The following is a 13383-nucleotide window of genomic DNA, read 5'->3' as shown; positions in this document are numbered from 1 at the left end:
CGGGGATGAACAGAAGATCTCTCGAGCTACGATTTTGTTATACCTAGAGCTGAGCTACGCATCATCGTCGCATGCAGCAACTCTAGCCAAGCAGATTTTCCAAACTGGCGCCACGCCACCCCGCCGCATGCCCGGACCGATTGCCTCGGCTCGACGTCCACAAGCACACCAACCTCAACCAAATCTCTGCCCCCTACTCTTTTGCGTACGCCAAATACTCCATACGCACCGAAATATGATCGGCGATGAACTTAGCATCGTGCCAAACCCCCCAGATAAACGACGAAGACCGGTTGGTGAGATTCGGCAACCCCAAAAAGTAAATACCCGTTTCTGCCGAGATGCCACGCTTATGCAAAGGCTCACCCTTGTCATTGAAAGCATCGACCTCCAACCAGCTGAAATCAAACTTGAACCCCGTCGCCCAAAGCACTGTCTTGACACCCGCCTCAGCCAAGTTCAACTCAAGCAACGGGTTCTTCAGACACTCCGGGTCTTCGAGCAATTTCCAGGCCTCAGGCTCCGGCGGCAGATCCAGACCATTGCGTTCAATAAACGCATCTGCCTCCCGCAACACTTCAAAATAGTCCTCGTCGCCTTGTGCAATGTTTCGCCCCAGGCCTTCTTCAAAGCTCATGACGCCATTTTCATACCCTTTGGTAATACCGACCAGAGTGATACCCATCTGCGCCAGCCGACGGAAATCAACGGTCTTCCCGCCCTCATAGCCACTGACCGCAAAGGCCACGTGGGCCCGTTTGGGCTTGGTTTTCACCTCATCCCACATCCCCAGCGCAGCCAGCCACCATACATAGTCACGCTGACGATAAGACCGCGGCGGGCGATAGTGTTCGCCGACCGACAGATAAACCCTTTTACCTGCCTGACGCAGCTCTTCCGCGATTTGAGACCCCGAAGCGCCTGCGCCAACCACCAAGACCGCGCCGTCCTCCAATTGCCCCGGGTTCTTGTACGCCGAAGAATGAAGTTGCTGGATACCCGTATCGTCAGGGAGGATTTTGGGGTAGCTCGGCACCTGAAACGGCCCTGTCGCAACGACCACATGCATCGCATCGATCACGCCATCCGTCGTAGTTACCGTAAACCCTGGACGACCATCATTACGCTTGACGTGTTTCACCTCCACGCCCGTGCGAATCGGTGCCTTGATCATTTTTGCGTAGTCTTCGAAATACTGCGCCATACGCTCCTTGGGCGGAAACACCTCGGGGCCAACATCGTCAAACTTCAAGCTCGGAAAACGATCGTGCCAGGCCGGTCCGTTGGCCACCAACGAATCCCAGCGTTCTGAACGCCAGCGCTCAGCAATACGCTTGCGCTCCAGCACAATGTGAGGGATACCCAATAAACCGAGATGCTCGCTCATCGCGACGCCAGCCTGACCGGCTCCAATCACCAGCGTATTGATTTTTTCAACTGACATTTGTTTATTTCCTAAATAGAACCGAGAGCTCTCTCTCGAACCCAACACGAAAAACGCGGGCAATGACTCAAGTCGCACAAAAAGACTCGATCACGGGTGGAACGCAGTGTGATCAAACTTCCGCGTTTTGATAACTTCGTTTTTCGGACGCTGGGCTTAGGAAAAAGCAAACACCCCTCGCGCCAATGCGCATGCACCATTTGCGGCACAGCTGCGTCATAGCCAAATGGCGTCAGACAAATATCACCGGGCCTGGGGGCGTTTCGTTTTTCCGATGAACCGCATCAGTATCCCCAAAGCATTACCGCCGGGCTTTTCCCGTATTCTGCAACACAACCAGTGATCATTGAGCGCCCGGGCGGCAGATCTCATCCGCGAGAGGAAAGAGGCCGCCAGGGGCGAAGCAACGTTTCCTTGAGAGCCAGATTGCCCCATGCAGAACAGTCCCTTATCCCAGGAGTCGCCCATTGCTGTCAGCCTAGAGGGCGTGGTGAAAAAATATCGCGAACAGACCGTTCTGCATGACATCTCGCTCAAGATCCGGCATGGCGAATTCCTGACGTTGCTCGGGCCCTCCGGCTGCGGCAAAACAACGTTGCTCAATATCATTGCCGGCTTTGCACCCGTCGATAATGGCGAGATCCTCATTGATGGCAAAGTCATTACTGATCAACCGCCGCACAACCGGGAAATCGGCATCGTCTTTCAGAACTATGCCCTCTTTCCGCATATGACCGTAGAGCGCAACATCGGTTATGGCCTGCGCATGCGCCGCGTTCCGTCAGCGGAAATCACCCAGCGCGTACAAGAGGTCATGGCCCTGGTCAAACTGGATGGCCTGGGTCAGCGCAAGCCACGCGAGCTATCAGGAGGCCAGCAACAGCGTGTCGCGCTCGCACGCGCGCTGGTCATTCATCCCAGGGTGTTGCTGCTCGACGAGCCTTTTTCCGCCTTGGACAAAAGCCTGCGCGGCGCCATGCAAGTAGAGATCCGTGAAATCCAACGCAAACTAGGCGTCACGACCGTCTTTGTGACACACGACCAAGGCGAGGCATTGAGCATGTCGGATCGCATCGCCGTCATGTCCAACGGCGTCATCCGGCAGATCGCTGCGCCTGATACGCTCTATCGCCATCCCCAGGATCCGTTCGTGGCCTCGTTCCTGGGGGATGTCAACATCCTGCCGGCTTACTACCATGGCTCAGACGCTGACGGCCTGCAACTGCGCCTGGGCGCGAAGCTGCTGCGCGTGTGCCGGGAACGCCTGGTCGGCGGGTCGCACGAAGGGGGACGCCTGGATATTTATGTCAGGCCCGAACAGATCCGCCTAGAGAGCCTGCACTCGGACTCCGTCCTCAGCGGCACGGTGGTCAACCACGTTTTCCAAGGAGATCACATCGACTCGTACTTCGACGTGGATCTGCCTGTCGCGGGTCGTCAACGTGTCATGGTGCGTAGCGCCGGCCTGGACGCAATGCATCAGTGGCCCATCGGCGCAGTGGCCGGACTCGCGCTGCCGAGCGACGGCATCAGTGTTTTTCAAGCAGGGCGATAAGCGATGAAAAATCCCCCCACCACCATGCATGCCGTTGTCGCCCGCGAGCCGGGAGACGCCAGCGTTCTCACCCTGGCAGAACGGCCCGTGCCAACGCCGGCCCCTGGCGAAGTCCTGCTGCGTGTGCTCGCAGCAGGGGTCAATCGACCCGACATCATGCAGCGCCAGGGTTTGTCCAAGCCCGCCGCAGGCGTCACCGACATCTTGGGCCTGGAAGCCTGCGGCGAAGTCATCGCCTGCGGGCCTGGCGTCCCGCAGCACCTGCTCGGTAAACGGCTGATGAGCCTGCTGCCAGGTGGTGGGTACGCGCCGTGGTGCGTTGCGCGCGTCGACCACTCGCTGCCCGTTCCCGACGACCAGGACGACATCTCTGCCGGCGCACTGCCGGAGGGCCTATTTACCGTCTGGCACAACCTGTTCGAACTCGGTCAATTGACCATGGGCCAGACCGTACTGATCCACGGCGCTGCCGGCGGCATCGGCACCCTGGCCATCAGCATGGCCCGCGCCGCTGGCGCCAAAGTCATTGCGACGGTGGGCCGTCGCGACCGTACCTCTGCTCTGCACGAGATCGGGGCAGATCACGTCATTTGCTATCGCGATACAGACTTTGTCGCAGCCTGCCTGGATCATACGCAAGGGCGTGGCGTCGACGTGGTACTCGACGTCGTGGGCGGCGATTATGTGCGCCGCAATCTACAAGCCTTGGCTTTTGGTGGACACCACGTGAGCCTGTCGTTTCTGCAAGGTTCCTCGGTACAAATCGAATTGCTCACATTGATGCAAAAGCAATTAAGCCTGCATTCGTCGACCATGCGCCCCCAGAGCGGCGACGAGAAAGCCCGCATGGCCAAAGCCATCACCGAACGAGTGCTGCCTTTGATCGCCGATAACCGAATCCGCCCACGCATACACACCCGCTTGCCGTTGGCCGAAGCCGCCCGCTCGCATGAGCTGCTCGAGAGCGGTGATGTATTTGGCAAGCTCGTCTTGGTCCCATAGTCCCGTTCCGTATCGCTATTGGCCCAAGCACCGCCCCTGACAAGACCACTGCCAGATTGGAGCTCTCCTCTCATGATGCAACTCCTATATGCCCCCACATCCCCTTTTGTGCGCAAGGTAATGGTCTGCGCGCACCTGACGGATCAGATCGAGCAAATTCAATTGCTCGACAGTGCCGCCAACCCCATAAAGCGCGATGCCCGCATCGCCACACACAATCCCTTGGCCAAGGTTCCGACCTTGATTCTGGACAATGGCCAGGCACTATACGACAGCCGCGTTATCTGCAAATACTTGGCTAGTCTGACGGGCGATACGCGTCTCTATCCGGTCGACAGTTCGAAACAATGGCAAGCCCTCATGCGCCAGGAGCTCGGTAACGGCCTGTTGGATGCCGCACTGCTGGCGCGCTACGAATTGACGGCACGCCCTATTGAAAAACAATGGCCAGCGTGGCGCGAGGCCCAACTGACCAAGGTCGCCGCCTGTCTCAAAGACATCGAAGCACAGGCGCCGACACTCCCAGTAGATGCCCCCACCATCGGCGAAGTCACACTGGGATGCGCGCTCGGCTATCTGGATTTCCGGTTTCCCGAGATCGATTGGCGTGCCGATCATCCACAAGCGGCATCTTGGAACGAAGCGTTTCAGAAATTGCCTGCCATGCTCGCCACCGTACCTCGTGAAAGCTGACCTTCGCTACCCACCGCTCATGAAAACAACGATCGCCATGGCCTGTGCATGCCGAGACCTCCTGGAATAGCTATGAACACGTCTACCACCATTCCCTCTTCTTCGCCCGAGGGCGCGGGAATTACCGTTTGGTTCCTCAACGGCCCCAATGCCAATCTGTACGGCCTGGACGCGAATCAGGTTTATGGCTCAGAGAGCTTTCCCGTTCTGCAACAGCGTTGCGAAAGTAAAGCCGCTGCGCTGCAGATGAGGTTGAAATTCGTACAGTCCAATTATGAAGGGCAATTGGTAGACTGGATCCAAGAGGCCCGCGGCACGGCACAAGGCATTGTTATCAATGCGGCGGGACTGACCTATTCCTCGGTACCCATACTGGATGCGCTGTTATCGTTTCCGGGCCGGATCATTGAAGTCCACATGAGCAACATATGGCGGCGCGAGAGTTTTCGTCATCACTCCTATATTTCCAAAGCCGCCGATGGCGTCATTGCCGGCCTCGGTGGCGCAGGCTACGAGCTCGCCCTTGAAGCCATGGCGCAATTGATTCAACGCCCAACCTGAAGGCCGCAGAAATCATGTCCCTGCCCACTCCCCTCTCCCCCGAGACCGTGCCATCGGGGGATCTTGTTTTCTACAGCGAGTTCGACGATTTCACCATTTGGAAAAGTGCCCTGCAAGCACAACTTCCTACGCTTCGTATCCTACAGGCGAACGAAATCACTGACCCAGCCGGCATTCATTTCTCGTTGGCGTGGAAGCCGCCAGAAGGCTTCTTTGACAAGATGAGCAACCTGCGCTTGATTGTCAATCTGGGCGCGGGCGTAGATTCCCTCGTCGGCCGTCGTGATCTACCTGCCGGCGTGCCCATTACGCGCCTCACCGACCCCCACATGGCACGCATGATGGCAGGCTATGTGCTATTTGCCACGTTACGCTATGCCAGGGATATTCCTCACTTTGAACAAGCCCAGCGACGCAGCGAATGGGCCTATCGTCACCCCAGATCTCCCGAAGACATTCGCGTCGCCGTGCTAGGGCTCGGTGAGCTGGGAGCCTATGCGGCCAATGAGCTGCAGCGTCAAGGGTTGACCGTATTAGGTTGGTCGAGACAGCCGCGGCAGCTCGCCGGTATCCAGTGCTTTGCTGGCATTGAAACGCTCGACACCGTTCTTTCCCAGGCCGATATTCTGGTCGTCATGCTGCCCCTGACACCACAGACACGCGGTCTGCTCAGCGGTGAAAGACTCGCTAAGCTACCCCGGGGCGCCGCTCTGATCAACGTCGCTCGAGGCGCTTTGATCGATCAGAGTGCCATGACAGACCTGCTAAAAAGCGGCCATCTTGGCGCCGCCACGCTGGATGTCTTTGACCGTGAACCGCTGCCCTCTCACCATCCACTGTGGAAAATGGACAATGTCTTGATCACGCCGCACCTTGCATCGGTCGCCATCCCCTCATCCGCCGCTGCACAGATCGCTGAAAACATCCTCAGGGTGTCGCGGCACGAGCCCCCCAACAATCAGATCGACCCCTCACGCGGTTACTAAGGTAGCGAAAGTCTCGCTACCTTTTTCTGCAGAAGCGCCTTAGTGATTGTTCTCGATATTCAGCACCCGGCCTAAACCCAGAAAATAATTGGCAAATGCCAACAGACTCGCGGTCACCGCAATGTAGACGACCGACAATGCGGCCAAGGTCGGGTCCGCAAACTCGCGCACATAGTTGTACATCGCCACGGGGAGCGTTTGCGTTGTCTGCGTCGTGACAAAAAGCGAGGCCGTGAATTCACTGAAAGACATAATGGCGGCAAACAACCAACCGCCAAACAGCCCGGGCGCCAATAAGGGGATCGTCACCGTCAACAGGACCTTGACTGGCGAGGCTCCCAGGCTGGCGGCAGCCTGCTCCAGGCGCTCATCCAGATTTTCCATCGAGACGTAGACGCTGCGCAGCACAAAGGGCAACACCAGCATTACGTGGCATAAGATCACCAGCGCATACCCGCGATCCACCTTGAACTGGGCCACCAAAATCAGCAGGCCCAGGCCGAGCGTGAAGTGAGGGATAACCAGGGGGGAAAGCAGGATGGCTTGCAAGGTTTCTTTCCCTGGAAACGCCATACGCTTGACTGCAATGGCCAATGCCGTTCCGATCACCAGCGCAATGCTCGAAGACCAGATCATGACAATCAGGCTGGAGCGAAAGCCCTGTTGAAAGTCCGCATAGGTAAATACCCGGACAAACCAACGCCAGGACCACGTTTGCGGTGGAAACGTCAGCAGCGCCTTGTCATTAAAAGACGCCATCGTCACGACGACAACCGGCAATAAAACGAAGGCGAGGATCAAACCTACCAGCACTGGTCCGGCTATCCGCAGCGGCAGCGGCACAGAACTTCGAATTTTCATGATCCATGGCCTCCAATGACCTTGAGCCGCCGCGTCACTCGACCGAGTAACCACAGCGCCACCGCCGTCAACGCTAATCCCGAGACGCTCAAACTGGCTGCCAACGGAAAATTCATCGACGAGAAACCAAGTTGATACACCAGTGTCGAAACCGTCGGCACGCGACCTCCACCTATCATTTGCGGCGTAGCAAATGCGCTGAACGTCCATGCAAATGCTGTTGTTACACTGGCCAGGATGCCGGGCATCGACAGCGGCAAAGTCACAGTCAAGAATGTCCGGATCGGACCAGCTCCCAAACTCTGTGCGGCCTTTTCGTAATCCCGGTCAATATGAGAGATCGCAGTGGCCAGCATCAGCACCACAATCGGGATGGTCACATGCACCAGCGCGACCAGTACTCCCAAGTGCGTAAACATAAGCTCCAGCGGCCACTCGATCACCCCTAGCTTTCGCAGCACCGTATTAATAAAACCATTGTTTCCCAGCACAATGATCCATGAATACGTGCGGACGATCTCACCTAAAAACAGGGGCGTGACGGAGACGATCAGGATAAAGGACTTCAACGCACGATTGCGCACCCTCACCATCGCATAGGCCAATGGATACGCCACCAGTAGCGAAAAAAAAGTCGTCTCGATGCTCAGCAGCAGCGTATTCCAGAACGCACCCAAGTAAATGGGTTTGTTCAACCCGGTGAAATTGGCCAGTGTCAGCCCTCCGACATCCAGCGAACCCGGCACATACGCGCGCAAACTGTACTGAAAGACAGTCACCAACGCCACGCAGATGCAGAATGCAACGACAACTGCCGGAGACACTAACCATGCCCTCAGCCCGGAACGTGTATCCATAACTCGATGATCTTCCGTCTACTTTGCTCTATGTCGAAACGCAGATGCCCTGACAGCGCATGCACCCAGGACATCATCTGAATGAAGCGTTGACGCCTTCAGTTCATGATGTTCTCAGTGAACCACTTGCGCCATTCGGCCGTTTTCTCGGCACGCAATTTGTCGTCAATCACAATCGCCTGGGTATCCCACTGCTCCTTCGTCGTGAATACGCCCGGCAATGCTGCGTCCTCGGATGAAACCTTGGCGTTATCGACCACAGGACTGGCTTTTTTATAGGCGACGATCTTGGACTGCACCTCCGGCGACAGCGCGATATCCATGAATTTGTACGCCAAATCGATCTTTTTTGATCCCTTCATGATGCCCATGGTATCGACGCCCAGCACAGCCCCCTCTTTGGGCATGACCACTTTGATGGGAACGCCCTGCCCTATCATGTGATAGGCGTTCATGGACAACAGGATCTGCACGGGCGTCTCCCCCGTGGAGATCAACTGCTGACTATTGGCGTCATTGGTGTAGAACGCCTTGAAGTTGGGCTTTAACGCCTTGAGCTTGTCCTGGCCCTTTTCCCAGGTACCGGCATCGCCGCCGGACAGAATTGCCGCAATATCGATAATGTGACTGGGGTCGAAATCGGGCGAAGCGATCTTGCCCTTGAGTTCGGGGTTCCAAAGATCATTCCAGCTATTGAAGGTGATGCTCGGTGGCACCAGGTCGGGACGATAACCAATGGTGTATACGTATGCCCAACTCCCGAGGTGATAAGGGCTGATTTTGGCACGATCGACCACATGCGAATAATTGGACAGTTTGCTCGTGTCCAGCTGCTCAAACAGCCCGCCATTGACGTACAGCCAACCGATATGCGAAGTCGTAAACGTCAGGTCACTCTCGGGCGTGCTGGCCAGCTTGGCCTTATTCAATCGATCTATTGTTCCACCGGTGATGTATTTGACAGGCACTCCCGTCCGCCGTGTGAACTCCTTGCCGATGTTCTCGTCAATCAGGTCTCGAAAGCTGCCACCCCAAGTGCTGATCACCAACGCCTCCTCGGCCTGTGCGGCGCCCGCGAGCATCACGCTGGATAACATCCCAACCGTCAAAAGTTTTCGAATCATTTCATACCCCTTGTATTGTTTAGATGCGTCCAAGTTCCGAATGGAGCAGCCATAATGATGCGAGAGAGCTCCGAGTGGGCCAATTCGCCTTTTCCTTTGGAATGGCTCACCTTTCCTGACGGCCCAGGGCGTTCGCCTCGTTCACAACACCTGCTCGAGAAAGTATTTCAGCCGCTCGCTTTTGGGGGTATTGAAAAAGCAATCCGAATCGGCTTCCTCCACGATTTCACCGCGTTCCATGAACACGCAGCGATCCGCCACGCGCCGCGCGAAGCCCATCTCGTGCGTCACGCAGACCATGGTGATACCGGTCGCCGCCAGATCTTCCATAATGCGCAAAACCGACCCTACAGATTCCGGGTCCAACGCGGAAGTTGGCTCATCAAAAAGCATGATGCGGGGCTTCAGGCAAAGCGCCCTCGCGATGGCGACGCGTTGCTGCTGCCCGCCGGACAATTGCATCGGATACTTGTCCGCCTGTTCGAGCACGTTGACCTTTTCCAGGTATCCGCAGGCGACCGACTCCGCCTCCTTCGTCGGCATCTTCAACGCCAACCGCAGCGCAAACGTACAATTCTCCAGCACCGTCATGTGCGGAAAGAGATTAAAACTCTGAAACACCATACCCAACTGACGGCGGACCTGCTCGATGTCCGCGGCTCGCGGTGTCAGTCTCGCGCCATTGACGTGAATCTGGCCTGAATCATGGGGTTCCAGGTGATTGACACAACGAATGAGCGTAGATTTTCCCGAGCCAGACGGCCCGCACAGAACGACAATCTCGCCATTGGCAATCTCCAGATTGATCTGGCGCAGCGCCTGGAACGAGCCATAAAACTTATTCAGTTCTCTGATGGAGATCGCAGCCTGCGCGTCGGTTGGTGCGTCTGGGACGTTCGGATTAATAGCCCCAACCCGCAGCGATGTATTCATTGCAGCTTGCATGTCAGTGTGCCTAGACAGAAGTAGCGAGGGAATGTCCTCATTGATCAACGCAAGGGCGCCGCCAGGATAACGGAGGTGACGGTACGGCGGCCCCTTTCCGGGCTCAGGTCTTGACCAGATGGCGGTTGAGCTTTCGATCCGCCGTGGCAAAACCAAAACGCAGCGTGTTGATGACACACCAATAGATCGCTGCCGCCGTCATCAACGGGGTAAACGGATCGTAGGTGTAGTCGAACACGGTATTGGCTGCAGATGTCAGATCCACCAAAGTAATCGCACTCACCGCTGCAGTGCTCTTGACCATGATGAGCAGTTCATTCTGATAAGCCTTGAGTACGTAGCGCGCCGCCATCGGCAGGCGCAGGCGAAACAAGATCTGCCTGGGCGTCAACCCCAGCGTGGCTGCTGCCTCGATGGTCCCAGCCGGGATCGCGGCCAATCCTCCACGGATAATCTCCGCCATGAATCCCGAATGAGTCAGCGCCAGGCCCAACCACGCGCAGACATAGGCATTGGAAAACAAAGACCATAAAAACGTATCGCGAACGATCGTCAGTTGCGGCAGCCCGCTATAGATCAGATAGAGCAAGACCAGACTCGGCACACCCCGAAAGAACCCGATATACATGGCGGCAAAGGTCGATCTCGGTCCCGATTGCAGACGCGCCAAAGCGACGGGCAAGGCAAACAACAGCCCCAGGATCAACACCGGGATCAACACAGTCAATGTCGTTCCCAAACCTTTGAACAAGGCAGGCAGGCTGGCCCACGCGATTTCGACGTCAAAGTGCATGAGCGCGTCCTTTGGCCGCCATGGGCCGGAAACCACACTCGGTCCAATTCTCTATTCGCCTGGCCACAAAATAAGTCAACCATGTCATGCCCAGGAAAAAGACGGACGCCAGCAGATAATAGACAAAGGGCTCTTTGGTTACTCCCGAGGCCAACTTCGCATAGGCCATGATCTCTTTGAGGCCGATCAGCGAAATCAGCGCGGTATCCTTTAGCACCACAATCCACATATTGGTCATACCCGGCAGTGCCAGGCGCAGTACCTGCGGCAAAATGATTTTGACCCACGTCACGCGTCGCGGCACCAGCAATACATCTGAGGCCTCAAACTGCCCGCGTGGCACATTCTGAATGGCGCTGCGGATCAGATCCGTCAAATAGGCGCCGTATACCATGCCCAATGCGGTAACGGCCGCCATAAAGGGCGTAATTTCGATCTGCAGGTCCATCCCGCCCAGCGCACCCAGGCTATTGAGCATGCCGGACCCGGCATAAAAGAAAAGAAAGGCGATCAGCAACGAAGGAACGCCCGTGAAAACCGAGGCATAAGGCACCCAGACGATCCGCATCAAGCTATTGGGCTTGAGCGTGACCAGCGCAAACAGCACGCCGATGGCGAGCGCCAGCAGATAGGCGCACACCGCAACCTGAATCGTCATCAGCGCCCCGATACCCATTTGTTGCACAAACCCCATCAGAGGCATGGGAATATCCTTGTGAACATAGAGACATTGAGCTCGTTCGAGCCCGACAACCTGCCAGGACCATCATGCGCGCCAGCGCATGATGGTCTGTGCCCGTCGGCCGTCTACCGGCAGGCGGCCTCTTCTGGCAACAGTTCGACCTCCATGTATTGCTTGCGCAACTTCGTGAAGGTGCAATCGCGGATAATGCTGTCGATGGATTGGTTCATCCTGTCGAGCAAGGCCTGACTATCCTTGCGGGCGATCCAACTGGAACCAGCCTCACCGCCCCCTGTCCATAGATCCCCGCCGGCAAATTTCCAGTTCTTTCCTGCAGGTTTAGACAAGAACTCGTTCGTCCAACTGATCTTGGGCCCCAGGCTCATATCCAGGCGCCCGCTGGCGAGATCCAGGCGTATTTGGTCAGGATTGTCGTAAAACACCACCTGTACCGCATCGCCGAACGTCTCCGCCACATACTTGGCCTGCGCAGACCCGCGTTGCAGCCCGATACGCACGCCTTTCAAACCCTCTTTCGTAAACGTGTAATCCTTGTCCGCAGGTATCACATAGGAATCCGGATTGAACAACACGGGCCTGCCGAACAGGACTTTGGCCTTTCGCTCGGGCAGCGGCTTGGTCTGTGTCGCGACCGCATCCAGCTTGCTCTGCAACAGCGCGGGAATCAGCCCCTTGAAATCCATCACGACGATTTCACACTCTACGTTCATGCGTTTACACATTTCCCGCGCGAGATCGGGCTCGAACCCTGTGAGTTGACCCGAAGCCGCGACCATACTGAAAGGCGGATAGCTGCCCTCGTTACCCAGCACCAGCTTTTCCGCCGAGGCAGGCGACATCGCCCCTGCCAGCAACGTCGCGACGACTGCTCCCATTGACACGAAAATCTGACCCTTACCCATCTTGAATTCCCCTTGCGTTATTTACTTGGAATGATCAACAAACCGTCAAGCAGAATGAGTGACAGACTTCACTACTTGCTCTCTGGCGCGATGTTGCCGACAAATAATTCGCCATAACCGGGGTTTGCGCCTGCCGCGCCTGTCAACGCCAGGCAATGCCAGAATGACGCCTGGATCGCGGAAATCACGGGTTTGCCCAGGCGCTGCTCCAGCGCCTCGATGGCGCCCACGGTTCTGAAATTGGTGCACGAGACGAAAATGGCGCTGGCGTCAGGATGATCAACCGACAGCACATGTTCATACACCTTTTCCAGCGGCACTTCGGCCAGCGCGTGATCATCGGAAATCCCCAGATAGGCACTTTTCACTACCTCATGACCGTTCTCCGAGAGAAAGCGGATGGCGCGTTCGTGAATCTCCGGTAGATACGGGGTGGCAAGCGCCACTTTGCCAGCCTTGACCTTTTTCAACGCTGCCAACGTAGCGGTAGAGGCTGTTGTGACGTGAACCCCCGGTACCCATTGGCGCAGCTTCTCGATCAACGAATGGTCATAAGCCGTTCCGTGCAAGAAAGAGGCGCTGGTTCCACCGAATAGCAGCACGTCGATAGGCGCCGCACCGGCCAGACGGGCGGCCTGCTCCAACTCCGGTGCGTTCATCATTTCCTCGATGCCCTGCACCGTGACTTTCGGCAACTTGATCCGGGCAGTATGAGTGGAAACCCCAGGTGCAGACATGGCCCACATTTCTTCTTCCATGACCACACTGGATGCGATGTAGATCAATCCGATACGGGCCATATTTCCCGCACCGTCATAGCGAAATCGCGGCATTGCGTGTTGTTGAGTCATTAAATTCCTCTTGTGATCGGGCTGGTTCCCTTCAGCTGCAAGCAAGTATGAAAGGCACCACCCACCCGGCCAATTCGCCTTTTCCTTAGGAATGACTCGACTTTCC

Annotated in this window: 14 protein-coding genes; 5 read left to right on the top strand and 9 right to left on the bottom strand. The window is 56.6% G+C overall.

The annotated features are described in order from the left end of the window. Positions 1-193: 193 nt before the first annotated feature. Positions 194-1444, bottom strand: a complete 1251-nt coding sequence (locus tag ACYVIT_RS08680; RefSeq protein ID WP_415806658.1) for a flavin-containing monooxygenase — start codon at positions 1442-1444, stop codon at positions 194-196. 433 nt (positions 1445-1877) lie between these two features. Here ACYVIT_RS08680 and ACYVIT_RS08675 point away from each other — a divergent pair, with 433 nt between their 5' ends. The 5 genes from ACYVIT_RS08675 (at position 1878) to ACYVIT_RS08655 (ending at position 6241) form a co-directional block, all read left to right on the top strand. Beyond that, entirely contained in the window at positions 1878-2999 is a 1122-nt protein-coding gene (locus ACYVIT_RS08675) for an ABC transporter ATP-binding protein (protein WP_415806656.1), read from the top strand. Between the two features lie 3 nt (positions 3000-3002). Continuing rightward, on the top strand, positions 3003-4001 hold the full coding sequence (locus ACYVIT_RS08670) for an NAD(P)H-quinone oxidoreductase (protein ID WP_415806655.1): 999 nt from the start codon (positions 3003-3005) through the stop codon (positions 3999-4001). 75 nt (positions 4002-4076) lie between these two features. Next, positions 4077-4694, top strand: a complete 618-nt coding sequence (locus ACYVIT_RS08665) for a glutathione S-transferase (RefSeq protein ID WP_415806675.1) — start codon at positions 4077-4079, stop codon at positions 4692-4694. Positions 4695-4766: 72 nt separating this feature from the next. After that, complete coding sequence (locus tag ACYVIT_RS08660; protein ID WP_415806654.1) at positions 4767-5255, top strand: type II 3-dehydroquinate dehydratase; 489 nt, start codon at positions 4767-4769, stop codon at positions 5253-5255. 14 nt (positions 5256-5269) lie between these two features. Further along, on the top strand, positions 5270-6241 hold the full coding sequence (locus ACYVIT_RS08655; RefSeq protein ID WP_415806653.1) for a 2-hydroxyacid dehydrogenase: 972 nt from the start codon (positions 5270-5272) through the stop codon (positions 6239-6241). A gap of 39 nt (positions 6242-6280) precedes the next feature. Here ACYVIT_RS08655 and ACYVIT_RS08650 read toward each other — a convergent pair whose 3' ends face one another. The 8 genes from ACYVIT_RS08650 to ACYVIT_RS08615 form a co-directional block, all read right to left on the bottom strand. Continuing rightward, a complete protein-coding gene (locus tag ACYVIT_RS08650; protein WP_415806652.1) occupies positions 6281-7102 on the bottom strand; it encodes an ABC transporter permease in 822 nt (273 codons plus the stop codon). Continuing rightward, on the bottom strand, positions 7099-7959 hold the full coding sequence (locus tag ACYVIT_RS08645) for an ABC transporter permease (protein WP_415806651.1): 861 nt from the start codon (positions 7957-7959) through the stop codon (positions 7099-7101). Before ACYVIT_RS08645 ends, ACYVIT_RS08650 begins: the two co-directional genes overlap by 4 nt. Before the next feature lie 98 nt (positions 7960-8057). Further along, positions 8058-9083, bottom strand: a complete 1026-nt coding sequence (locus ACYVIT_RS08640) for an ABC transporter substrate-binding protein (RefSeq protein WP_415806650.1) — start codon at positions 9081-9083, stop codon at positions 8058-8060. A gap of 141 nt (positions 9084-9224) precedes the next feature. After that, on the bottom strand, positions 9225-10016 hold the full coding sequence (locus tag ACYVIT_RS08635; protein WP_415806649.1) for an amino acid ABC transporter ATP-binding protein: 792 nt from the start codon (positions 10014-10016) through the stop codon (positions 9225-9227). Between the two features lie 115 nt (positions 10017-10131). Then, positions 10132-10821: an ABC transporter permease gene (locus tag ACYVIT_RS08630; protein WP_415806648.1), complete on the bottom strand. Its 690-nt coding sequence runs from the start codon at positions 10819-10821 to the stop codon at positions 10132-10134. Next, on the bottom strand, positions 10811-11524 hold the full coding sequence (locus ACYVIT_RS08625; RefSeq protein WP_415806647.1) for an ABC transporter permease: 714 nt from the start codon (positions 11522-11524) through the stop codon (positions 10811-10813). The genes ACYVIT_RS08630 and ACYVIT_RS08625 overlap by 11 nt, the downstream gene beginning before the upstream one ends. Before the next feature lie 104 nt (positions 11525-11628). After that, the gene (locus ACYVIT_RS08620) at positions 11629-12426 is read right to left on the bottom strand and encodes a transporter substrate-binding domain-containing protein (RefSeq protein WP_415806646.1); all 798 of its coding nucleotides are present in this window, start codon (positions 12424-12426) and stop codon (positions 11629-11631) included. A gap of 71 nt (positions 12427-12497) precedes the next feature. Then, on the bottom strand, positions 12498-13277 hold the full coding sequence (locus ACYVIT_RS08615) for a maleate cis-trans isomerase family protein (RefSeq protein ID WP_415806645.1): 780 nt from the start codon (positions 13275-13277) through the stop codon (positions 12498-12500). Positions 13278-13383: the final 106 nt, after the last annotated feature.

The sequence above is a fragment of the Bordetella muralis genome (genome assembly GCF_054781015.1).
Note: the sequence above shows the minus strand (reverse complement) of the source record. Positions and strands in the feature narration are given on the sequence as shown.